The 23,698-nt window shown below is 63.9% G+C and carries 20 protein-coding genes; 10 read left to right on the plus strand and 10 right to left on the minus strand.

Going from position 1 to position 23,698, the window contains the following annotated elements; all coding sequences use genetic code 11:
- Positions 1–65 precede the first annotated feature (65 nt).
- Positions 66–1,886 carry a GGDEF domain-containing protein gene (locus GEV02_RS03585; RefSeq protein WP_328595705.1) on the plus strand — a complete coding sequence of 607 codons (1,821 nt, stop codon included), beginning with the start codon at positions 66–68 and terminating at the stop codon, positions 1,884–1,886.
- Positions 1,887–1,914: 28 nt separating this feature from the next.
- Here GEV02_RS03585 and GEV02_RS03590 read toward each other — a convergent pair whose 3' ends face one another.
- The 7 genes from GEV02_RS03590 to GEV02_RS03620 form a co-directional block, all read right to left on the minus strand.
- Complete coding sequence (locus GEV02_RS03590) at positions 1,915–3,300, minus strand: tetratricopeptide repeat protein (protein ID WP_152836541.1); 1,386 nt, start codon at positions 3,298–3,300, stop codon at positions 1,915–1,917.
- 104 nt (positions 3,301–3,404) lie between these two features.
- Complete coding sequence (locus GEV02_RS03595; RefSeq protein ID WP_152836543.1) at positions 3,405–4,187, minus strand: metal ABC transporter permease; 783 nt, start codon at positions 4,185–4,187, stop codon at positions 3,405–3,407.
- Positions 4,184–5,089: a metal ABC transporter substrate-binding protein gene (locus tag GEV02_RS03600; RefSeq protein ID WP_152836545.1), complete on the minus strand. Its 906-nt coding sequence runs from the start codon at positions 5,087–5,089 to the stop codon at positions 4,184–4,186. The genes GEV02_RS03595 and GEV02_RS03600 overlap by 4 nt, the downstream gene beginning before the upstream one ends.
- 10 nt (positions 5,090–5,099) lie before the next feature.
- Positions 5,100–6,581, minus strand: coding sequence for a porin family protein (locus GEV02_RS03605; RefSeq protein ID WP_152836546.1), 1,482 nt, complete (start codon positions 6,579–6,581; stop codon positions 5,100–5,102).
- Positions 6,582–6,657: 76 nt separating this feature from the next.
- Positions 6,658–7,008 carry a hypothetical protein gene (locus tag GEV02_RS03610; protein WP_328595706.1) on the minus strand — a complete coding sequence of 117 codons (351 nt, stop codon included), beginning with the start codon at positions 7,006–7,008 and terminating at the stop codon, positions 6,658–6,660.
- A 55-nt stretch (positions 7,009–7,063) separates the two neighbouring features.
- Entirely contained in the window at positions 7,064–7,684 is a 621-nt protein-coding gene (locus tag GEV02_RS03615) for a 3'-5' exonuclease (RefSeq protein WP_070266585.1), read from the minus strand.
- Positions 7,685–7,699: 15 nt separating this feature from the next.
- Positions 7,700–8,950, minus strand: a complete 1,251-nt coding sequence (locus GEV02_RS03620) for an Hsp70 family protein (RefSeq protein ID WP_152836548.1) — start codon at positions 8,948–8,950, stop codon at positions 7,700–7,702.
- Between the two features lie 192 nt (positions 8,951–9,142).
- On the opposite strand from GEV02_RS03620, the gene GEV02_RS03625 reads away from it, so the two are divergent.
- The 7 genes from GEV02_RS03625 (at position 9,143) to GEV02_RS03655 (ending at position 18,367) form a co-directional block, all read left to right on the plus strand.
- On the plus strand, positions 9,143–10,276 hold the full coding sequence (locus GEV02_RS03625) for a LacI family DNA-binding transcriptional regulator (RefSeq protein ID WP_152836550.1): 1,134 nt from the start codon (positions 9,143–9,145) through the stop codon (positions 10,274–10,276).
- 3 nt (positions 10,277–10,279) lie between these two features.
- On the plus strand, positions 10,280–12,442 hold the full coding sequence (locus tag GEV02_RS03630) for a UvrD-helicase domain-containing protein (RefSeq protein WP_152836551.1): 2,163 nt from the start codon (positions 10,280–10,282) through the stop codon (positions 12,440–12,442).
- A gap of 109 nt (positions 12,443–12,551) precedes the next feature.
- A complete protein-coding gene (locus GEV02_RS03635; protein ID WP_152836553.1) occupies positions 12,552–13,079 on the plus strand; it encodes an OmpA family protein in 528 nt (175 codons plus the stop codon).
- Between the two features lie 169 nt (positions 13,080–13,248).
- Entirely contained in the window at positions 13,249–14,688 is a 1,440-nt protein-coding gene (locus GEV02_RS03640; RefSeq protein ID WP_152836555.1) for a catalase, read from the plus strand.
- 62 nt (positions 14,689–14,750) lie between these two features.
- Complete coding sequence (locus GEV02_RS03645) at positions 14,751–15,482, plus strand: hypothetical protein (RefSeq protein WP_152836556.1); 732 nt, start codon at positions 14,751–14,753, stop codon at positions 15,480–15,482.
- A complete protein-coding gene (locus GEV02_RS03650; RefSeq protein ID WP_152836558.1) occupies positions 15,479–17,857 on the plus strand; it encodes a hypothetical protein in 2,379 nt (792 codons plus the stop codon). The genes GEV02_RS03645 and GEV02_RS03650 overlap by 4 nt, the downstream gene beginning before the upstream one ends.
- Positions 17,858–17,914: 57 nt before the next feature.
- Positions 17,915–18,367 carry a DUF29 domain-containing protein gene (locus GEV02_RS03655; protein WP_152836560.1) on the plus strand — a complete coding sequence of 151 codons (453 nt, stop codon included), beginning with the start codon at positions 17,915–17,917 and terminating at the stop codon, positions 18,365–18,367.
- On the opposite strand, the gene GEV02_RS03660 is transcribed toward GEV02_RS03655, so the two are convergent.
- Positions 18,357–19,805, minus strand: coding sequence for a SulP family inorganic anion transporter (locus GEV02_RS03660; RefSeq protein ID WP_152836562.1), 1,449 nt, complete (start codon positions 19,803–19,805; stop codon positions 18,357–18,359). The two genes, GEV02_RS03655 and GEV02_RS03660, sit on opposite strands and share 11 nt — an antisense overlap.
- Positions 19,806–19,974: 169 nt before the next feature.
- Between GEV02_RS03660 and GEV02_RS03665 the strand changes: the two genes are divergently transcribed.
- Entirely contained in the window at positions 19,975–20,202 is a 228-nt protein-coding gene (locus GEV02_RS03665) for a hypothetical protein (protein ID WP_008448261.1), read from the plus strand.
- Positions 20,203–20,205: 3 nt separating this feature from the next.
- Here GEV02_RS03665 and GEV02_RS03670 read toward each other — a convergent pair whose 3' ends face one another.
- Together GEV02_RS03670 and GEV02_RS03675 are read right to left on the minus strand one after the other, a co-directional pair.
- Positions 20,206–20,952, minus strand: coding sequence for a Crp/Fnr family transcriptional regulator (locus tag GEV02_RS03670; protein WP_152836564.1), 747 nt, complete (start codon positions 20,950–20,952; stop codon positions 20,206–20,208).
- 187 nt (positions 20,953–21,139) lie between these two features.
- Positions 21,140–23,209, minus strand: a complete 2,070-nt coding sequence (locus GEV02_RS03675; protein ID WP_152836566.1) for a TonB-dependent receptor family protein — start codon at positions 23,207–23,209, stop codon at positions 21,140–21,142.
- Positions 23,210–23,346: 137 nt separating this feature from the next.
- On the opposite strand from GEV02_RS03675, the gene GEV02_RS03680 reads away from it, so the two are divergent.
- Positions 23,347–23,655, plus strand: coding sequence for a DUF2946 family protein (locus tag GEV02_RS03680; RefSeq protein ID WP_235922634.1), 309 nt, complete (start codon positions 23,347–23,349; stop codon positions 23,653–23,655).
- The last annotated feature ends 43 nt before the right edge of the window (positions 23,656–23,698 follow it).

Below are 23,698 nucleotides of genomic sequence, written 5' to 3' on the forward strand. Positions count from 1 at the left end.
GTCATTAAGCGGTCACAAAATCTCTATAGGATCGTACAGTTAAACAGACTTTTGGCAAGTACATCGTGAATCCCGTCCTCAACTCCAACATCATTTATCTGCAGCCGCCGGCCGAGGACGAAGAGGCGGTGTTGCGCGCGCACCTGTACGACATCCTGGCCCGCCGCCAGCTCAGCGCGCTGTTCCAGCCCATCGTGCACATGCAGACCGGCGAGATCATCGCCTACGAAGGCTTGATACGCGGGCCGTCCGACAGCCCGCTGCATGCGCCAATGAATCTGTTCAAGGTGGCGCGGGCCAACGGTTTGACGGTGGAGGTCGAACACCTGTGCCGGCGCGTGGTGCTGGAACGTTTCGCCGAGCTGGATTTGCCGGGCAAGCTGTTCCTCAACGTCAGCCCGGAATGCCTGCTGCAGCGCGATGCCCGCCACGGCGAGACGCTGGAATACATCCACCAGATCGGCATCAACCCGGACCGCGTCATCATCGAACTGACCGAAAACCAGCCGACCTACGACTACGAACTGATGCGCGAGGCGGTGCTGCACTACCGCACTATGGGCTTCCAGATCGCCATCGACGATCTGGGCGAAGGCTTCTCCAGTCTGCGGCTGTGGTCGGAGCTGCGGCCCGAGTACGTCAAGATCGATATGCACTTCATCCAGGGCATCAACCACGATCCGGTCAAGCTGCAGTTCGTGCGTTCGATCCAGGAAATCGCCGACAAGTCGGACACGCTGGTCATCGCCGAGGGCATCGAAACCCAGGCCGAACTGCTGGTGCTGCGCGATGTCGGCGTCGCCTTCGGCCAGGGCTACCACCTGGGCCGTCCGCACGCACAGCCGGCCCGGGCCGCGCCGGCCGAGGTGGTCAAGGCGCTGGCCCGCAATGGCGTGGCGGTGTATCCGCAGCGCGCCGGCGACAAGCACGGCGCCAGCATCTACAAGCTGCTGCACCAGGTCGACGCCGTGCCGTCCAGCATGAACAACAACGAGGTGTATGAAATCTTCGTCAAGCAGCCCAAGCTGCTGATTATCCCGGTGGTGGATGATGGTGTGCCGCTGGGCCTGATCAGCCGCTTCGACATGATCGACCACTTCGCCCGCCCCTACCAGCGCGAGCTGTACGGCAAAAAATCCTGCAAGCAGTTCATGGACGCCAACGCGCTGATCGCCGACAAGGACACCAGCCTGCAAGACCTGAGCTTCCGCATGGTGCAGGCCGACGCCCACCATCTGTTCAACGGCTTCATCATCACCGACCAGGGCCGCTACCTGGGCATGGGCACCGGCCACGACCTGATGCGCGAGATCACGCAGATGCAGATCAACGCCGCGCGCTACGCCAATCCGCTGACGCAGTTGCCGGGCAACGTGCCGATCAACGAGCATATCGACCGGCTGCTGGAAAGCGGCTCACGGTTCTGGGTCTGCTACGTCGACCTCGACCACTTCAAGCCCTTCAACGATGTGTATGGCTACCGCCGGGGCGACGATGTCATCCAGCTGACCGGCAAGCTGCTCAGCGAGCACAGCGATGCCGACCGCGACTTCATCGGCCACATCGGCGGCGACGATTTCATGATCCTGTTCCAGAGCGAGGATTGGGAAGCGCGCTGCCGCGCCATCCTGGACGAGTTCAGCCGCCATGTGCTGGACTTCTACAGCATCGACGACCGCGACCGTGGCGGCTACCTCAGCGAAGACCGGCAGGGAAAGAAAGTGTTTTACTCGCTGATGAGCCTGTCGATAGGCGCGATCCGCGTCGAACCGCACCAGTACTACACCCATCACCAGATCGCCACCGCAGCGGCCGAGTCTAAGAAGCAGGCCAAGAAAATCCACGGCAACAGTCTGTTCATGGATCGCCGCCAGCAGCCGGCCTGAGCGGCGCAGCGAACGGCACCGCCCAGGCTCATGCAGGCCGCGCCTGCGTGGCATGCGCCACGCGCCAGCGGCGGGCCGCTTCGCCGGCGGCGGCCATCGCCATCGGCGTCAAGCCCAGTTCGGTTTTCTTGCGCTGGCTGGCCACCGTCAGTTCGCTGGCTTCCGCCGCCAGCGTCAGCCACATGCACGACGCCTGATCGTCGCGCGCCACGCCACGGCCGCTGCCGTACATGCCGGCCAGGTTGAACTGCGCCAGCGCATGGCCTTGCTCGGCCGCCCGGCGATACCAGCTCACGGCCACTTCCTCGTCGCAGGCCACGCCCAGGCCGTGGGCATACATCACGCCCAGATTGTTTTGCGCGCTGGCGTCGCCCTGCTCCGCCGCGCAGCGGTACCACGCCACCGCCCGCGCCTCGTCCTTGGCGACGCCCTGACCGTTGGCGTACATCACGCCGACATTGAACTGGGCGTTGGGCGCGCCCTGCTCCGCCGCCATCCGGTACCATTCCAGCGCGCGCTGGTCGTCGCGCGGCACGCCGCGCCCGCGCGCGTACATGCCGCCAAGGTTGTACTGCGCCAGCGCATGGCCGGACTCGGCCGCACGGCGATACCAGGTGAACGCCAGTTCGTCGTCGCGGTCCACGCCCTTGCCGTTGGCCAGCATGATGCCGAGATTGAATTGTGCATCCGCGTCTTCCTGCTCGGCCGCCCGCAGCAGCCAGGCGTAAGCGCGCAGCAAGTCGGGCGCCACGCCCAGCCCTTCGGCGTAGGCCACGCCCACCATGCGCTGGGCCACAGCGCAGCCCTGGGCGGCGGCTTGCCGGTACCAGGCCAGCGCCTGCGCATCGTTGCGCGCCACGCCGTGGCCGTTCCGGTACATCAAACCTAGATTGAGCTGGGCGCTGGCGTCGTTTTGCAGTGCGGCCTTGCGAAACCAGGCCAGCGCCAGTGGATAGTTGCGGCGCACGCCCCGGCCATGCACATAAGCCTCGCCCAGCAAGGTCTGCGCGCTGGCGACGCCTTGCTCGGAGGCGCGATAAAACCACGACAAGGCGGTCTCGTCGTTGCGCGCCACGCCGCGCCCTTTTTTATACATCTGTCCGAGATTTTGCTGTGCCGATACTTCGCCCTGCAGGGCTGCGGCGCGGAACCAGCGCACGGCTTCCTTGTCGTTGTTGGCGACGCCGCGGCCGTTGTAGTACATCACGCCCAGGTGATTCTGGGCAAAGGCCAGCCCCTGCTGGGCCGCCTTGAGCATCCAGTAGAACGCGCGCGCATCGTCGCGCGCCACATCCTGCCCTTTTTTATAGACCAGGCCCAGATTGAACTGGGCATAAGGATCGCCGCGTTCGGCCGCCTCCCGGTACCATAAAAAGGTGTCGTATCCTGCCCTCGCCGAGCTATGATTTTTCATGGTACACCTCTGACCAACACCGTCGCAATGTTGGTTAAAGTGTAAAACGCAGTCCCGGCTTGAGTTTGAGCGCGCTCAAACGAGTCATGATGAAATGTTATCGTTTAGTGATGGGCCACCCGCTGCGACGGATCGGGCTTGGGGCCGAGCGCGTACACGCCCATCGCCAATACCGTCAGGCACCAAACGATCAATGCGCCGGATGGCAAGTCATACAGCGTGGACAACACCAGCCCGCTTGCATAGCCCGCCGCACCGATCAAATAGGCCAACACCAGCCGCTTCTTGCCAACATAGTGACGTACGGCCAGGCCGGGCACGATCAGGCTGGTGAACACCAGGTAGACGCCGACCAGTTGCACCGAGGCCGTCACGGCCAGCGCAAAGATCAGGTAGAACCCCAGGCGGCTCAGACGGTCGCGCAGGAAATACAGCAGCCCGCAGATCAGCACCGTGCCGACGGCCGGCAACAGCAACTGTTCATAGCGCACCCATAAAATCTGGCCGGCCAACAAATCCTGTAAATGCTCGCCGCCGTGCGGATTGTGGGCCACCAGCAGCAGCCCCGCCGTCGCGGCCAGGATGAACATCACGCCGATCTGCGCTTCCTGCACTTCCGGCCAGCGTTTCTCGGTCCACGTCAGCAGCAGCGCGCCAAGCACGGCGGCGGCCGCGGCGGCGGCTTGCACCGCCCAGCTTTGCGGATCCAGCTCAGCCGCGCCGGCAATGATGACGCCCAGCGCGGCAATCTGTGCAATCGCCAGATCGATAAACACGATGCCGCGTTTCAGCACCTGCGCGCCCAGGGGCACGTGGGTCAGCAGCACCAACAGACCTGCCAGCAGCGCCGGCAGGATGATCATCAGATCGAGCGATTCAGCATTCATTTATTGGCATCCACCAGGCGTTGTACAGTCGAGTCGAACAGGCCGAACAGGTCTTTACTCTTGTCGTCGCCACCCACCGAGAACGGCAGCACGACGGCAGGAATCTTCGCATGTTCGGACAGCCATTGCGAAGCGCGGCCGTCCTGGTAGGCCGCGCGTATCACCATCCTGGCCGGCGCCCGCTGCAACTGCGACAGCAGTTCCGACAGATGCGCAGCGCTCGGCTCCACGCCCGGCTTGGGCTCCAGTGTGCCGACCTGGCGCAAGCCCAGCCAGCCCATCAGGTACTCCATGTTCTTGTGGTGCTCGACCACGGCCACGCCTTTCAGCGGCGCCGCCTGCTTCTCCCACTTGAGCATGGCCGCATCCCAGCGCGCCGCGAAGTCTTTCTGGCGAGCCTGATAGTAAGCGGCGTTGGCCGGGTCCAGCTCGGCCAGGCGCTTGGACAACGCCACGCCGACCAGCGCGATATTGTGCGGGTTCTGCTGGATGTGCGGATTGCCGGCGGCATGCACATCGCCTTCGCTGCGGTCGACCTTGCTTGGCACGTCGAGACGCGGCACGAAGGCGCCCGCTTCGAAGTTGCCCGGCTGGCCGGCGGCGATCTTGCTGTTGCCCGATTGCTGGATCAGCACCGGCAGCCAGCCCACCTCCAGCTCCAGTCCGGTGCAGACCAGCAGGTTGGCATTGCGGGTGCGCGCGATCAGGCTCGGGCGCGCTTCGATGCGGTGCGGGTCTTGCAGCGCGTTGGTGGCGCTGGAGACTTTGACCTTGTCGCCGCCGAGCTCGTTGGCCAGCGCTTCCCATTCCGGCTCGCAAGCCAGCACATTGATGGCGGCATGCGCCGAGCCAAGCGCCATAAGGGTTGCTGCGAGCAACAGGGATTTGAGTGTGCGTTTCATGCCTGCTCCTTTAGAAAGCGTGGGCCGCGTGCGTGCCCAGGCTCATGATGTATTGAAGGAAGATCTGGTTATCGGTGACGCCAGGACGCGATTTATCGCGCGCTACTTGCAGGCGCAGGCGCGAGAACTCGGACGGGCTGTAATCGATCATGAAGCTGCTGCGCGAAGGATTGTAGGCTTCCAGGATAGGCAGGTTGGCCCAGGCCAGCGTGCCGTTGTCGATCAGGCCGATCCGCTGCGAACCGGACGACAGACGGTCGTAACGCAAGCCCGCGCGCCACGTCGGCATGAACTGGTAGACGCCCTGCAGATACCAGCCCGACTGCACGCTGCGGTAATCGCCGCTGGCGGCCGCATCGGTATCGATCGCGTAGTTCAGCGTACCGGTTTCCTTGCGGCGGAAGTACTCGCCCTGCAGCTTGAAGTTGGTGTTGACCGGGTTGCCGTTCGGCGCCCATTTGTAGATGGCGTCGGCGATCCAGGTGTTGGATTTGCCGCTGAAGTTGTTGGTCAGGCCGTCGTCTTCATACGCGCGCTTGTCGGCGCCGGTATGCAGGTAGGACACACCGGCACGGTAGCTCGACGAGGCGCCGATGTCGTCGCCGATGTGGGCGAAGACGCTGACCGCGCCGGCGCCGTTCTTGTTGCGGTCATTGCCTGGGAAGGCGCTGCCGCTGCCGGCTTCCGCGCCGATCTCGACGAACTGGTCGAGCGGCGCCAGCCACTTGGCCTGCACGCCGTCCGGCTTGTACTGGCCGCCGAGGAAGGCTTGATACGCCAGCGGCGCATCGACGAAATCCCAGGTGTGGGCATGCTGGCCGTTCAGGTAGCCGATCGATGACAGGAAGCGGCCGGCCTTGACGTTCAGTCCGTTCGTCATGGCGCGGGTCTGGATGAAGGCTTCCTCCACCGAGATTTCGTTCTCGCCGCTCAGCGAGAAGGTCAGCTGGCCGGCGAATTGCGGATCGATGTTGGCGGCCATGGTCAGCTCGGATTCGCCGAGGCTGAAGCCGCGCTTGCCGGGACCGGTCTCGCCGCCGCTCGGCGCGAAGCCTTGCAGGCGGTACTGGCCTGGGTCCTGTTTCAGATTTTGCAGCGTGCCGCCCAAGATCATCGAGATGTTGGGGTTGAACAGATTGCTGGCGGTGTTGGCGCTGCCGGCGGCGGCCGGCGCAGCTGCTGCCGGCGCTGCGGCGACAACGGCCGGGGCTGCGGTGTCCGCCACAACCGGCGTTGCGGCCGAGGCCGGCGTGCCGGTGCCGGCGCCCGCGTTGATCGCAGCCAACTGCGCCTTGGCGGCTGCGCTGTCCGTCTGCGCCTGCTGCAAGCGCTGCTCCATGGCTTGCAGGCGGGCTTCATACGCTTGCTTCATCTGACGGATTTCCGCGCGGATTTCAGCCAGTTCTTTCTGTTCTTTTTTATCGGCGGCATACACTTGTGGGGCTGCCACGGCGGCGCTCAGTGCGGCCGCGATTACGCTGTGTTTCAACATTTTTTATTCCTGTAGATGACTACGACAAACCGCACCCCTGCTCAAACGGCAGCGGTGACGGATCAACGGGAGACAATCAAGACAGGACGGGCGGCGCTCGCGACCTGAAGCCGCAAATGGTGCGCTGGCAATCGAGCGGCACCGGCGTGAAGGCGACGGCCACCGAGGTATTGGCAGCCAGCGGGAAAGAATGGAAACGGCTGTCCACCGCCGAGGCGATCTGCGCGAACGCCATACATTGCGCGCAACTGTGATCCAGGCCCAGCTTGGTAATGCTGGTGCTAACCTCATCATCCGCCTGCTCGGCCGCCTGCACGATGCCGGTCGCGGCCGCAGTGTGCGACAGCGCGTGCGCGTACCCCATCTGCTGGGAGAACACCAGCAGAAGCGACAGCAGTACATGGAAGAAGTTGCGGCGTATGTTCACGAAATACCAACTAACGATGCATCAGTGCGGGTATTGTAATGCGAGCCGCGCATTTTTAGCGTACTTTTTGTTTTTCGAGGAACTGGTGCACCTTGGCGGCGGCCAGCTTGTTGATCGCCACCAGCAGCGACGGATCGACGCCGGCGATGCCATAGGTCGAACCGATGTGCTTGCCGATATGTATCAGCACCTCGGCCGCCACTTCCGCATCGGACTCGGCCCTGTGGGCCGCGCTCTTGAAGCGAATGCCCAGCTCGCCGGACAGATTGCCCAGCTTGTAGCTCGACAAATTGGGAAACACGCGGCGCGACAATTTCAGCGAACACACCAGCGATTGATAGCCGGGCGTAAGACCCAGCCGCGCCGCCTCGGCGCGCAGGAATTTGTCATCGAAGCTGGCGTTGTGGGCCGACAAGGCGTCACCGCCGATGAAGTCCAGCAGCTCCGGCACCACCTGCGACACCGGCGGCGCACCGTCCACCATAGCCTGCGTGATGCCGGTCAGGCCGGTGATGAACGACGGTATCCGCACATTGCAGTTGATCAGGGAAACATAGCGCTCGACCACCTTGCCGCCGACGATGCGCAAGGCCGCCACCTCGGTGATGCGGTCGCCCATGTCGGGCGACAGGCCGGTGGTCTCGAAGTCGAGCATGACGATAGGTTGGTCGAGCATGATGTTCCCTTTTATTTAGCCGAACTTGCGGACGGCATCCAGCGCCAGCCCGGCGCCGATGCTGCCGAACAGATCGCCTTCGACCTTGCGCGCGGATGGCACCAGCGCGCCGATGCGTTCGCGCAGCATGCGCACGCCGCTGGAACCGCCGGTGAAGAACACCGTGTCCACATCGGCAGGCGACACACCCGCGTCGCGCAGCAGCGACAGCACGGTGTTCTCCACCGAGCCGACCAGGTGGCCGATGGCGTCATCAAACTGCGCGCGGTCCAGCTCCAGCGTCACCGCCGGCGACAGGCGCTCCAGCGACAGCTGCACCTTGGCGGCATCGGACAGAGCGATCTTGCCCTCTTCCACCTTCATCGCCAGCCAGTGGCCGGCGCGCTGGTCGATCAGCTTTTGCAGACGGCCGAGCTTTTCCTGCTCCGCCGCATCGCGCAGCAGGTCGGACAGCTGGGTCCACATCTTCTTGGTGTAAGCCTGGTTGATGGTGTGCCAGGTCGCCAGGTTGAAGAAGTAACTGGACGGCACTTCGCTGTTGTTGCGCAGGCGGCTGCCGTAGCCCAGCAGCGGCATCACAGAAGACAGGCTCAGGTATTTATCGAAATCGGTACCGCCGATGTGCACACCGCCGTTGGCCAGGATGTCGTCGCGGCGCTCGGCCTTCTTCGCCCGCTCGGGCGACAGGCGCACCAGCGAAAAGTCCGACGTACCGCCGCCGATGTCGGCGATCAGCACCAGCTCTTCGCGGTCGATTTGCGACTCGTAGTCGAACGCCGCAGCGATCGGTTCAAACTGGAAAGCGATATCCTTGAAGCCGACGGAACGGGCCACCTCGGCTAGGGTATCCTCGGCCAGCTGGTCGTTTTCCTTGCTGTCATCGATGAAATGCACGGGACGGCCGAACACGGCCGACGTGAACTGGCGCCCGGCCGATTGTTCAGCGCGGCGTTTGACCTCGCCGATGAACTGCGCCAGCAAGGCGCGGAACGGCAGCGCGCGGCCGCCCACCTCGGTCTGGCCGTCGATCAGGCTGGTACCGAGCAAACTTTTCATGGAGCGCATCAGGCGCCCCTCGTAGCCGGCCAGATATTCGGCCAGCGCTGCACGTCCGAAGGTAACTTCTTCGTCCTCGGCGTTGAAGAAAACCACCGACGGCAAGGTGGTCTTGCCCTCTTCCAGTCCCAACATCACCGGATGTCCGGGACGCACCCAGCCCACCGTGGAATTTGACGTGCCAAAATCGACGCCGCAAGCAATGGCCATGTCGACCCTTCACGTGAATAAAGGGGCGTTATGTTATCAGAAAACCCCGTCCTCATGGAAAAATTGCAGCCGAACCACACCTGCCTCAATATTTCTTTAGAGAAAATCGATTATTGTTGCCATTGAGTAAGATTTTGATTATGCTGAATTAACTGACAAATATGCAAGCCGCTGTACGCAGGCCACGAGACGATGACCAAATCCAAGCCGACCATTGAAGTCTGCGCCACCGAACACAAAGCCAGCATTGCACGGGAAGCCCGCCGCGTCACCTCGTATGACGTGGCGCTGGTGGCCGGCGTGTCGCAATCGGCGGTGTCGCGCTGCTTCAAGCCGGGCGCCAGCGTCTCCAAGTCCACCCATGCGCGGGTGATGAAGGCCGCCGCGCTGCTGGACTACATCCCCAACGCCGCCGCCCGCAGCCTGATTACGCGCCGCTCCAACATGGTGGCGGTGCTGGTCACCAACCTGGCCAATCTCTACTACCCCGAATTGCTGGCAGAACTGAGCAAGCAACTGAGCGGCCTGGGCAAGCGCGTGCTGCTGTTCCCGCTGGCGCGCGAGGCCGATGTCGACCGCGTGCTGGCCGATGTCTGGCAATTCCAGGTCGACGGCGTGATCGCCGCCGCCCGCCTGTCCGCCGAACACGTGGCCGAATTCGAGCGCCGCCGCATGCCGCTGGTGCTGTTCAACCGCACGCTGCGCGACCAGTCGGTCAACACCGTCACCTGCGACCATCTGGAAGCGGGCCGCATGCTGGTGTCGCGCCTGGCCGCCGCCGGCCATCGGCGCTTCGGCATCATCGCCGGCACCGAGGATTCCACCGTCGCCAACGAGCGCCGTCGCGGCGCCGTCGAACGGCTGGCCGAACTGGGCCTGCCGCCGCCGGTGGTGGTGCCGGGCGAGTACGACTACAACAGCGGCGCCGCCGGCCTCAAAGCGCTGATCGCGCAAATGGGCGGCGTCCCGGACGCCATCATCTGCGGCAGCGACGTGATGGCCATCGGCTGCCTCGATTGCGCCCGCCATGAGCTGGGCATCGACGTGCCGGGCCAGTTGTCGGTGGCCGGCTTCGACGCCGTCGAGCCGTCCAACTGGCTCAGCTACAACCTGACCACGCTGCGCCAGCCCATGCCGAAGATGGCGTGCGCCGCCGCCAGCCTGCTGTGCGCCGTCATCGACAGCCACGAAAGCCAGGTCGAACGGCGCGTCTTCAGCGCCCAGTTCATCGAAGGCGCCACCGCGCGCCTGCACCCGTTGACGCATGCGCCCACGCTGGAAACAGCATCCGCCACCGGCCCGCGCGTGCCGGTCGCTATAATGTGACGGATGAACGATGCCAACCCTCCCCGCTTCACCCCGCAAGGCCTGATCCCGACACCCGAGCAGACCGCTATCCAGCTGGCCAGGAACAAGGTCGTGCTGGTGGACGCCAACGCCGGCGCCGCCAAAACCACCACGCTGGCGATCCGCATCGGCGAGGCGCTGGCGCGCAAGCTGCCGCCGGAACAGATCCTGGCGCTGACCTTCACGCCGGAAGCGCGTGACGTCCTGCGTCAGCGCCTGCTGGACGTGGGCGTGCCGGCCGCACAAGCGCATCGCGTCGCCGTGCTGACCTTCGAGGATTTCGCCGGCCAGCAGCTGGACCGCATCGACGGCGACAATCTGCGCCAGTGCGCCGAAGCGCGCCAGTTGAAGGCCTATGCGCTGGCCGCGATCGACCGCGCCGCCGAGCGTCATGCGGGGCGCATGGAAGGCCTCGATCTGCAAACCCACAGCATCGCGCTGGCCCAGTTCCTCGACGTGCAGCTGCAACTGAAGGCCACGATGGCGCTGGCGGCCGATGTTGAATACATGGGCCTTGAAGAAATCGCCGAGTTGATGGGCGTGCCGCTGACCGACTATCTCACCACCGTCGAATACGAAACACTTCGCCTGGACGGCGGCGCGGGCGCCGTGTTCCGCGGCCCGTTCGACGCCACCTACGACCTGGCCAGCAATCTGCAAGCGGGCGCGCGCCTGGCCGAGCACTTCCCGGACTACCGGATCGTGCTGTGCGACGAGCTGCACGACTTGAACGAGGCGGCCTTCCAGATCCTCGACGCGCTGGTCTCCAAGCCGCATTGCTACTTCGTCGGCGCTGGCGACAAGGACCAGGTGATCCACGCCAAGCTCGGCGCCAGCGACGAATACCTGAACCGCCGCTTCGCCCAGAACTATCCGAACCTGGTGCGCTACCCGCTCACGGCCACCTACCGCCACGGCCCGCACCTGGCCTATGCGATGGCGGAGTTCAAGCAGAAGGCGGTGGAATCAAGCCTGCCGCTGCGTACCGACATCCGCCAGGCCCACTACGACAACAGCGCCGCCTGCGCGCAGCAGGCCGTGGCCGCAGTCCAGCAGTGGAAGGCCGACGGCTATCCGCTCGACGGCTGCGCCATCCTGATACGCGACCGCCATCAATCGATGGCCATCGAGAACGCGCTGATCGAAGCCGACATCGACTACCGCACGCCCGCCATGGCCGGCTACCTGCAGCGCGACGAGATCCTGTTCCTGCGCGGCCTGCTGGCGATTGGCCTGAAGGACTTCGCCGCCGTCAAGTCGGAGCAAGTGCGCGGCGCCGTGGTCGACGCCATGATCGCTTTCAGCGAGATGCGTTTCTCGACGCGCCGCCTGGACAACCTGAAGGCGCAAATCGTCAAGGATCCGGCGCTGCTGGGTGAGCTGTTCCTGATCGAAGACGAGCAGCGCGACGGCGAAGAGCTCAACTACCGCGATGTCGCCAGCACGGCCACCAAGAAGGCCGTCATCGACACCATCGGCTGGCTGTCCAGCGTAGACCCGGCCACGCCGGCGGCGGCCGTGCTGACCGAAGTGTGCGAACGCGTGAAGCTGGTGGCGACCGCGCGCCGCATCTTCGTGCGTCCGTACGAAGCGGGCGTGGTCAACAAATCGGTGGCAGGTCTGCTGGAAGCGGCGGCCGCCTCGGGGCAAACCCTGGCCGAATTCTGGGCCGCGATGAACGCGCGCGAAGCCTTCGTGCGCCGCAAGCGTGAACGCAAGGCGGTGCTGATCGAATGCGTGGCCAACGCCAAGGGCAAGGAGTTCGACCACGTGATCCTGCCCTTCCTACAGTCCGACGAATTCCCGCATCCGACGCAATCCAGGGCCGAGGAAGAAAACCTGTTCTACGTCGGCGCCACCCGCGCCCGCGCGCGCCTGACGCTGCTCTCGCCGGCAGACGCCTCGCTGCGCAGCGCCTTCATCGCGCAAATGCGCCTGCCCAAATCGGCCGCCGCGGCCGATGCCGCCATCGTCCGCAATGAGGCCAGGCCGGCCGCCGCGCCGTCGCGCCAGTACCTCGTCGCCAGCTATCAGGAAAAGGACCAGGTCAAGGCGCTGGGCGCCCAGTTCGACATCGCCCGCCGCGCCTGGTACGTCGAGGCGGGCAAGGATTTGGCCCCGTTTGCCCCTTGGATAAAAAAATAATGCAGTAAGTCAATTTTTCTGAGGGAAACCCTTATATAATGTCGCTCGCGGCTGGAATAGCTAGCCTCACACCCAATGCATGTCCAAAAACCAATTCGGGAGCATTACAATGAAAGCACAACAAAAAATTCTGCTGGCAGCCTGCGCGCTGGCTGTTCTGAGCGCTTGCAGCACCCCAGCCCCAGTCGTCGCCCCAGCACCGGCTCCAGAGCCAGTCAAAGCCGCACCGGCCGCACCGGCACCGGCACCAGTGGCCGCGCCAGTCGCCGTGTCCCTGCCAGCCTACCTGGACCCAAACAGCTCGATCTACAAAAACCGCAGCGTTTTCTTCGACTTCGACAAGTACACCGTCAAGCCTGAGTTCACCGCTCTGGTAGCAGACCACGGCAAATTCCTGTCGGCTAACCCTAACGTGTCGATCAAAGTCGAAGGCAACACCGACGAACGCGGCGGCGCAGAATACAACCTGGCCCTGGGCCAGAAGCGCGCACAAGCCGTCATCACCGCCCTGAAAGTACAAGGCGTGAAAGACACCCAGATGGAAGCCATCAGCTACGGTAAAGAAAAAGCCACCGGCAGCGACGACGCAGCCCGCGCACAAAACCGTCGTGCAGACATCGTCTACCCTACCAAGTAATACGCTGTAATACGCGGCAGTTTTCCGCGACATCAGGTAGTATCGAACGCCCGGCTCAACAGTCGGGCGTTTTTGTTTTGGGGCTCTCTCCTAAGGGAGCTGTGCAAGAGCAATGTGTTCGTTATGCTGGAAGTTTCCATTCACCCTCAAAACTGTTGAAGGAAGTTTCATGAAGAACCTCACTACCGCAGCCGGCGCGCCGGTCGTCGATAACCAAAACACCCAGACCGCCGGCCCGCACGGCCCGGTCCTGCTGCAAGATGTGTGGCACCTGGAAAAGCTGGCCCACTTCGCGCGCGAGGTGATCCCGGAACGCCGTATGCACGCCAAGGGCTCCGGCGCCTTCGGCACCTTCACCGTCACCCACGACATCAGCAAGTACACGCGCGCCGCACTGTTCTCCGAGATCGGCAAGAAGACCGACATCTTCATGCGCTTCTCCACCGTGGCCGGTGAACGCGGCGCCGCCGATGCCGAGCGCGATATCCGCGGCTTCGCCGTCAAGTTCTACACCGAGCAAGGCAACTGGGACGTGGTCGGCAACAACACGCCGGTGTTCTTCTTCCGCGATCCGCTCAAGTTCCCGGACCTGAACCACGTCGTCAAGCGCGACCCGAAGACCAATCTGCGCAGCCCTGAAAACAACTGGGACTTCTGGACCCTGCTGCCGGAAGCGCTGCACCAGATCACCATCGTCATGAGCGATCGCGGCATCCCGAAAGGCTACCGCCACATGCACGGTTTCGGCAGCCATACCTTCAGCTTCATCAGCCCGCAGAACGAGCGCTTCTGGGTGAAGTTCCACTTCGTCTGCCAGCAGGGCATCCAGAACTTCAGCGACGCCGAAGCCACCGAGGTGGTGGGCCGCGACCGCGAAAGCTCGCAGCGCGATCTGTTCGACGCCATCGAGAGCAAGGACTTCCCGCGCTGGAAGCTGGCGGTGCAGATCATGCCGGAGAACGAAGCATCCAAGGTGCCGTACAACCCGTTCGACCTGACCAAGATCTGGCCGCACAAGGACTATCCGCTGATCGACGTCGGCCTGCTGGAACTGAACCGCAATCCGGAGAACTACTTCGCGGAAGTCGAGCAGTCGGCCTTCTCGCCGGCCAACGTGGTGCCGGGCGTGAGCTTCTCGCCGGACAAGATGCTGCAATCGCGCCTGTTCTCGTACGGCGACGCAGCGCGCTACCGCCTGGGCGTGAATCACCATGCGATTCCGGTCAATGCGCCCAAGTGCCCGTTCCACAGCTACCATCGCGACGGCGCCATGCGCACCGACGGCAATCACGGCGCCGGCACGTCGTATGAGCCGAACAGCCGTGGAGAGTGGCTGCAGCAGCCGCAGTTCGCCGAACCGCCGCTGTCGCTGGAAGGAGCGGCCGGCCACTGGGATCACCGCGTCGACACCGACTACTACTCGCAGCCGGGCAATCTGTTCCGCCTCCTGACCGCCGAGAAGAAGCAGCTGCTGTTCGAGAACACGGCGCGCGCCATCCATGGTGTATCGAAGCCGGTGCAGGAACGCCATATCCATAACTGTACGCAGGCAGATCCGGCCTACGGTGCGGGCGTGGCGGCGGCGATCGCCGCACTTGAAGGCAAATAAATCAACCTTGTACAAATAGTAAATGCCGGTAAAATGGAGCACCTTGCCGCTCCGTTTTACCGATGCCCTCCCTACTCATTCGCCTGGCCCTCTGCGCCCTGCTGCTATGTCCTTGCGCCGCCCGCGCGCAGGCCGTCGCTTGGCTGTGGGACGAGGCGCTGCTGCCCGCATGGTCGGCGCCTGAAGCGGCCATCCTGCATCGCCACATCCTGCTGACCGGCGACACCGCGCGCACCCGTCCGCGCATGCGCCAGCCCGCGGTGCCCGCCGCCACGCGGGTGACGCCGGTGCTGCATGTGGAAGTGAGCACCGTCAATCCGCCCCAGAATATAGAAGCCAGCCGCGCGATGATCGTGCAGGCGCTGCTCGACGCGGCTGCGATCAGCACGTCCGGCTGGGTGCAGCTGGATATGGAGGCCAAGCCTTCGCAGCGCGAGTTCTATCGCTCGCTGGTCAAGCAACTACGCGCCGCGCTGCCGCCGCACATCAAGTTGAGCGTGACCGCGCTGGCCTGGTGGTGCCGCTCGCCGGCCTGGCTGGATGGACTGGCCGCCGACGAAGTTGTGCCGATGTTCTTCCGCATGGGCCGCGACAGCGCCGACATGCGCGCCATTGTCGAACAATCGCCCGCGACGCTGCACGCCAGCTGCCGCGCCGGCAGCGCAGGATTCTCGCCTCAGGAACCGTTCGCACCGCAAGTCGCGGCGCGATATCATAAAACCTACTGGTTCGACCGCTACGCATGGAAGCGTGCCGGCGCGGACCTGTCGCCGCTTTCAAGGAGCACTCCATGACACATCGTCTTCGTCCACTCATCATCGCTGCGGCGCTGCTGGCCTGCGCCAACGCCGGCGCCAGCGGCGGCGGCTCGTGGGATTCCTACGTCACCCGCAGCGGGCCGGATATCGCGCTGGGCCGCTATCAAAGCGGCGAGCTGGGTGTGCTGATGCCGACCTATGAGCGGATGTACCTGTACACCGCCTGGCGCAGCGTGCTGCTCGGCGCGGACGAGATGAAAGCCGCACCGAATCCGCAGGGAGGCCTGCTGCGCGCTATCGGCAGCCGCAACGGCGGCTGGGTCGATGCTGGCGACGGCAAGAAAGTCTATGCTGCCTGGCAGGCCGCCATCAGCACGGCGCTGAAGCAGGCGCCGGTCGCGCCCAAGGACGACGACAGCATGGCCAACGGCTACCTCACTTGTCCGCTGGGCAGCTACACCTTCGCCACCGCCACGCTGAACGACCTGGCACGCCGCAGCGATGCGACGCCGGCCCGCCTGAACGCGTGGATCACGACGCAGCGCCAGGTCTTCAAGTTCTGCGGCGACGACGCGGAAGCGCAACGCAACCGCTACGATGGCGTGAAGCGCGTGATACCGGCGCCGGTCGAGCTGCCGGCTACGGAGGCGCTGTACTGGCGCCAGATGCAGCAGTACCAGCTGGCGTCGGCCGCCTTCTACGGCGAGAACTATGCGCTGAGCGGAAGCCTGTTCGCCAAGATCGGCGCCACCGACAAGCATCCGCTGCGCCAGTGGGGCGAGTATCTGAACCTGCGCTCGCAGGCGCGCGCCGCCGTGTTCGTGCCGGGGCCGAACGCCGACCAGACGATGTGGCAGGAGCGGCTCGATGCCCGCCGCGAAGGCCCGGCCGCCGCAGCGGTGCGGCTGGCGGCGGCGCAGAAGAAGCTGGCCGTGATCCAGGCCAGCGCCGATCATATCCTCGCCAATCCGGAGCTGTCGTCACTGCATGAAGCCAGCCGCGCCATCGTGCGCAGCATGCAGGTGCGGTTGACGCCGACGCTGCGCTTTGCGGAACTGAGCAAGCAGCTGGACGATCCACGCGCCAATCCTTACCTGGACGATCACCTTGGCGACTGGCGCGTGCTGGCTAACGACCTGCTGCAACCACCCGTCGCCGAACAGGCCGACACACGCCCCGCCCTGCGCGGCGCGGCAGGCTTTATCGACTGGATGCAGACCATCCAGGCCTGCCAGGAGTATCAGGCCAAGCGCAGTTGCGCGGTCGAGCGTACGCACGCGATCGACCAGTGGAACCGCTACGCCAAGCAAGGCAACAAGGCGCAGGCGCGCGTGTGGATGCTGGCTGCGCTCTTGCTGTCCGATACGCTGACGCCGGAGTTGGAAAAGGCAGCGCAGCAGGCGCCGGTGTCCGCGCCTGAGTATCTGACGCTGCGTTATGCGCTGGTGCGCCACTACCGTCTGAGCAAACAGGCCGACAAGGCGCGCACGCTGGGCGACGCGATTCTGAGCGGCCCAACACTGGCGGCCAATCGTTCGATCAGCGCGCGCAACCAGTTCCTGCAGGAGCGCTTCGCGGTGGCGTCGTCGCCGGCGGACGCCGCCAACTATCTGCTGCGCACGGAGAGCCACGATCTCGATCCCGACACCGGCGAGTTGGCCAAGGCCAGCGAGGAACCTGGCGCCACGCCGGCCGCAGCGCGGGTGGACGTCGCCGCCGACGGCATCCGCTGGCTGAACAGCGGCCTGTCCACGGCCGACCTGTCGGCGCTGGCCGCGAACCCGAAGCTGCCAAAAGCCCTGCGCGCGCGCATCGCCGTCGCCGCGTGGATGCGTGCCGACCTGCTGGGTCTGGACGAGGCGGCGCTGGGCGCAACCCAGCAGATCGAACAGAACGCGCCGCTGCTGACGCCTGTGATGCAGAAGTACCGCAAGCTGGCGGGTACGCCGGAGCATCGCTACTGGATGCTGGTGAATGCGCTGAAGTACGGCCTGTCGCCGATGTATAACGGCTACGCCGGCGAGCTGGCCGTGCGCGCGCCGGACGATACGCTGGCCGACATGTGGTGCAAGGTACCGGCCAAGGCAGGCGACAGCTACGGCGAGAATACCGACGCCGAACATACGCTGCCGATGCCGGACCTGGGCAACGGCGCGGCCCGCGACAAGGAGCTGGCGCAACTGTCCACGTTGAAGACGGCGACCGGCTACATCGGCGACCAGATCCTGCAGCGCGCCAGCGCCGTGCCGAACGATCCGGAGTTGCCGTGGTTGTTGTTCGTCACCGTGCAATCGACGCGCGGCGGCTGTCTGGATGCCGATTCCAAGACCTTGTCGAAGAACGCTTTCACGCTATTGCACAAGCGTTACAAGAACAACGAGTGGGCGCGTAAGACACCCTTTTTCTATTGAGCGGAATCAAACGCGCGCAAAGATGAAGGATTAGCATGGCGCCTCTGGAGGTGCGCCATGCAAACCCTGGTCCAATCCCGTAAATACCCGAGCTACGACGACGATCTGGCGCTGTGGATAGATGCGCAAATCCAACTGCTGCTGCATCGGAGGTTCTCCGAACTGGATACAGAGAACCTGGTAGCGGAGCTCGACGGCATGAAAAAACAATATGAGCACGAACTCGATAGCCGCCTGACGGTGCTGATTATGCACCTGCTCAAATGCCAGTTTCAAAAAGACTATCCGCAGAATAAATGGCAATCAACGTTGATAGAGCAACGCTACCGCATCGCGCGGCTGCTGAAAGATAGCCCGAGCACACGCGCAAAAGTGCCGCAGTTTGCTGTGGAGTGCTACCCCATCGCCCGCCGCCGAGCAGCAAAAGAGACGGGGCTAGACGAAGAAACCTTCCCCCTGCGCCTACCCTATTCCGTGGCGCAGCTGATGGATCAGGACTTCATGCCGTAACGGCGGCACCGGCGCGTTCCAGCAGCAGTTCGCAGCGCTTCGACAAATTCCGGACCTGCAAAGCCTTGCCAGCCTTGGCGTAGCGCTCATGCAGGGCCGATACCGCCACCACCGCGGAATGATCGGCCAGCCGCAGATGGCGGCAATCCAGCGTCACCGCAGACGGATCGCCCTGCACGTCGAACAAGTCGTTAAAGTGCGCGACCGAGGCGAAGAACAAGGTGCCATGCGGCGTGTAGTGCTTGACGCCGTCGGCGCCTTGCGCCACATCGGCGCGAATCTCGCGCGCATGGCGCCAGGCGAAACTGAGCGCCGCGATCACGATCCCGCACAGCACCGCCACCGCCAGATCAGTCGCCACGGTGATGGCCGTAACCACCACGATCAGCAAGGCGTCATGACGCGGCACCTTGCCCAGCACCCCCAGCGAACCCCAAGCAAAGGTCTGCTGCGCCACCACGAACATCACGCCCACCAGCGCCGCCAGCGGTATGCGTTCGATCAACGGCGACAGAAACAGTATAAACAGTAAAATCATTATCCCGGCCACAGCGCCGGACACGCGCGTACGACCGCCCGAGCCCAGGTTAATCATGGTCTGGCCGATCATCGCGCAACCGCCCATGCCGCCGAACAGGCCGGACACCATATTCGCCGCGCCCAGCGCCACGCATTCGCGGTCCGGCAAGCCGCGCGTTTCCGTGATTTCATCGGTGAGATTGAAGGTCAGCAGCGTCTCCAGCAGGCCGACCACCGCCATCAGCAGCGCATACGGCAGCACAATATGCAGCGTCTCGACCGTCATCGGCACCATGGGGATCTGCCAGACCGGCAGGCCACCGGCGATATGCGCCATGTCGCCCAGCGTGCGCGCCGGCAGGTGCAGCAGCTGCGACAACAAGCCCACGCCGACGATCGCCACAAGGGCTGGCGGCACCGCCTTGGTCAAACGCGGCAGCAGATAGACGACCGCCATGGTCAGCGCGACCAGGCCGCACATCCACATCAACGCATCGCCCTGCATCCACGCGCCGCCGACTTTAAAGTGCTGCAACTGCGACCACGCAATGACAATTGCAAGACCGTTGACGAAACCCAGCATCACCGGATGCGGCACCATGCTGATGAGCTTACCCAGCCGCAGCAAGCCGAACATCAGCATGATGAGTCCGCTCAACACGACCGTCGCAAGAAAGTACTGCAGGCCATGCTGCGCGACCAGCGCCACGATCACCACCGCCATCGACCCGGCGGCGCCGGAAATCATGCCCGGACGGCCACCGAACAGCGCAGTCATCGTACAAATGAAGAACGCACCATACAGCCCGGCCAGCGGATTAAGCTGCGCGACCAGCGCAAAAGCTATGCATTCGGGAACCAGAGCGAAGGACGTGGTCAAGCCCGCCAAAGCGTTCCTGGAAAAATTAGTTGACGGCATGGAAATATTTGGAGCGGAAGGTGATGTGAAAACACAACAGAGGCAGCATTTTACACGCCTATATTCGCTTTCTCATCGCCATGGGTGAACTGGCGCACATTCAGAATGGGGGCGAGCCGGGCACAATGGCATCGCATACTACTTAACCCTAGCCAGCTACGCCACCGCCATGACTACTCTGATATCTGCCACCTACGCCCTGCAAAGACAGAAAATCGCCGTGGAGAGGACGCTGTATGCGCGTTCTGCGGAGGAATCGCAACTGGCGGCCCGCTGGGCCAGCGCCTGGCATAAACTGGTGCAGCGCAAGCTCGACCAGGCCCAGGCCATCCATCTTGAACCGCGCATGGACTATGCCGGCTTCAGCATGCAGCCCCGTTCCCGGGTGCTGCACTAATCCTTACGCTGCGTATTGCATAACCATCGCCGCACCGGTGCGCGCTGCCTGATAGCAGCTGCCGGCGCGGCGCTCCATCAGTTCACGGTCCAGCACCGTGACGCAGCCGCGGCGATATGCGATCAAACCTTCCTCCGACAATTTACCCGCCGCACCGGTGATGCTTTCGCGGCGCACGCCCAGCATATTGGCGATCATTTCCTGCGTTACCTTCAACTCGTTAGTCGTCGAGCGGTCCAGACGTTCCAGCAGCCAGCGGCACAGTTTTTGTTCGATGCTGGTGTGGCGGCTGCCGGCGACGCTCTGCGCCAACTGGGCAAACATCGCGCTGGTGTAGCGCATCAACAGCTGGGCCAGAGGACCGCCGCTGTAGAAAGCTTCGCGCAGCACGTCGGTGCGCAGGCGGTAGCCGTAACCGGCGCATTGCACCACAGCCGAGTAGCTGGCGCGTTCGGCCGGATACAGCGCCACGCCCACCACGCCCTCGCTACCGACGACGGCGATCTCGGTGCTGGCGCCGTCTTCCATCACATATTGCAGGGAGACGATGGCGTTGGTCGGGAAGTAGGAGTAGTCGACCTGATCGCCGAAGTCGAACAGATGTTTACCTGCGGGCAGTGTGACCAGTTCGAGGTCGGCAAACAGTGCTATCAGATCTTCGCGTGACAGGGCGCGCAGCAAATCGTTCTGTTGCGCGCCGATCAGGCTGATGGTTTGGGCTGGAGCTGCCTTGATTTGGGTGCTGTTCATGATGCGCCTCTAGTGTCTGATTGATCCTTCGAATCATGTCGTGTGGATCACAGCGGCGAATTCGCCTTGCCGATGTAGACACTGTATCCGCGCAACCAATCAGCGGGTATAGGAGCACCCTGTAGTCCTATGTAGGCTATGAACATTGCAAAATGTCATCTTTGTCCTACGCCCCGAGCCAGCCTATTTAAAAGGTGGCGCGCAGCTGGACGTAGGCCATGCGCGGGGCGCCCACCATGCGGCCGGCGTTGCCGTCGACGTTGCGGGTGTAGTAGCGCTTGTCTGCGATGTTGTTGACGCCTGCCATGACTTCGTAGCCTGGCTTGCCCGGCAGCTTCCAGCTCAGCTGTGCATTCCACAGGCGGAAGCCCGGTACCGCGCCATTGCTGCCGTTGGCCGCTTCGGCCACGGTGTTCGCGGCGTCCGAGTACTGCTTGCTTTGATGCGTGGTCGACAGGTTGGCCGTCCATGCACCCACGTGATAGCGCGCGCCCAGCGTATCGGTATTGCGCGAGTAGAACGGCACGTCCATGCCCGCGGTCGAGCCTGAATCCTGGATCGCCCGGGTGTAGGTGTAGTTGGCGTACACGTTCAACCCGGCCAGCGCGCCGGCGTCGTCGAAGCTGTAGTCGGCCGCCGTTTCGATGCCGTCGTGGTTGGTGGCGCCCAGGTTGCGGAACACGGCCGGCGTGGTGCCAGGCACCTGCAGGATCTGGTTGTCGAACTTCAGCTTGAAGGCCGTCACTTCGGCATTGACCGCCCCGCTCTTCCAGCGTGCGCCCAGCTCGGCCGTCTTGGCCAGCTCAGGCACCAGCGGATTGGTCGGCGTCTGCGAGTTCAGCTGCGTGTTTTGCACCGGCCCGAAGGACGTGGTGTAGTTGGCGAACACGGTCAGCGCGCGGTTCACCAGATAGGCCACGTTCAGCGAAGGCAGCGCCTTGCTGTTCTCGGTCTCGAAGGTCGACTTGGCGCTCAGGTCGTTGCGCTCGGACTTGATGTGCTCGTATCGCACGCCCGGCGTGATGCGCCATGCGCCCACGGCGATGCGGTCATCGATGTACACGGCATGCGCATCGGTGCTGTTGACGAAGGTCGAGATCGCACCCTTGGCGCCGGTCGACACCGTCTGGATGTAGTTGTTGTCGTCGCCGCGCTCGCGCAGATAGCGATAGCCGACCGTGACGTCATGCGTCAGGCCGCCTCCGGCGAAGCGCTGCGTGTAACGCGGCTCAACGCCCAGCACTTCGTAGTTGCGAGGCTGCCAGGTCAGCTGGGTCTTGGCCGCGTTGATCAGCGAGCTCTGACGGAAGCTGTCGCTGTAGTAAGCCTTGACCTCCAGCTCCTGCGTGGCCGACAAGGTGTTCAGGTAGCCGACATCGGCGCTGCGGCGGTCGCCGCTCCAGAAGTCGGTAGGCCGCGTGTTCTGGAACGGATCGGCGTTGTACTGCGCCACCGTCAGGCCGCCCGGCGTGCGCGAGTTGACTTCGTAGTAGGACAGCTTGGCGTTCACCTCGCTGTGCGGCGTCAGCTGATAGCGGAACTTCAGCGCCAGGTCGTTGACCTTCTCGTCGCTGCCCGCGCGCCATTCGCTGCCGGCCATGCCCGAGTACAGCACCGCCACGCCCAGCCCGCTCTCCTGCTGCGTGCCGACGAAGGCGCTGTATTGACGGTTCTGGCCGCCCTGGCCGAAGTCGTTGTAGCGGAAGCTGGCGTCGCCGCTCACGCCCGCCGTTTCCGGAATCGAACGGCTGCGGAAGTTGATGACGCCGCCGACGTTCTGCGGGCCGTAGCGCACCGCGCCGCCGCCACGCACGACGTCGATCGATTCGATGTTGTTCAGGCTGACCGGCGCGAACGACAGTTGCGGCTGACCGTAAGGCGCGACCGCCAGCGGAATGCCGTCGAGCAGCACGGTCGAGCGCGGCGAGTAGCGCCCCGTCAAGCCGCGCACGCCGATGTTGAGCGAGACCGCGCTGCCGGCGGTGCCGGAATTGTCGGTGGCCTGCACACCCGGGATGCGGCGCATCACGTCGCCGATGTCGGCGGCGCCGGTGTTGTCGATGTCTTCCTTCTTCATCACGGTGCGGGCGCCGGCGAAATTCTTCACACTGTTCTGCAAACCCGACCCCAGCCAGCTGCCCGACACCTGGATCGATTCGATGGGCGCGGCGGCTTCCTGCGCATGGGAGGACAAGGCCAGCAAGGACACGGCGGCGGCGATCAGCGAACGTTTGAATGGGAGGGTGGTCAGCGACATGGATAAGTGTAGTTATGTTTCAACGACGTAAATGATAACACTTCTCATTCTCAAATGTAAATACGTGGGAATTTGTTATAATTGCGGCCATGCTCAAATTCGTGAAACGCCGAACACTGTATCTCTGGATCGCCATCATGGCCGTCCTGTTCAGTGCACTCGCGCCTGCGGTTTCACGCGCCATGACGCCGTCTTCGCCCTACGGCTACGCCGAGATCTGCTCGGTCGGCCAGGACAAGAAGTCCCCCGCCCCGTACGATCACACCGCAGAGCATTGCCCGTACAGCGCCACCCACGGCGGCACGCACGCGCTGCTGCCGCCAGCCATGGCCAGCTTCGCCGTCATCGGCGGCCACGACTACTACCCACCGCTGTTCTACAGCGCGCCGCGCCCGCTGCACAGCTGGAGCGCCGCCAAACCGCGCGGACCACCCGCCCGTTCCTGATCGTCTGCCGTATCCGCTGCCGCCCGCCGCCATCGTGCGCGGG

Source organism: Rugamonas aquatica (genome assembly GCF_009380215.1).
GTDB lineage: Bacteria > Pseudomonadota > Gammaproteobacteria > Burkholderiales > Burkholderiaceae_D > Rugamonas > Rugamonas aquatica_B.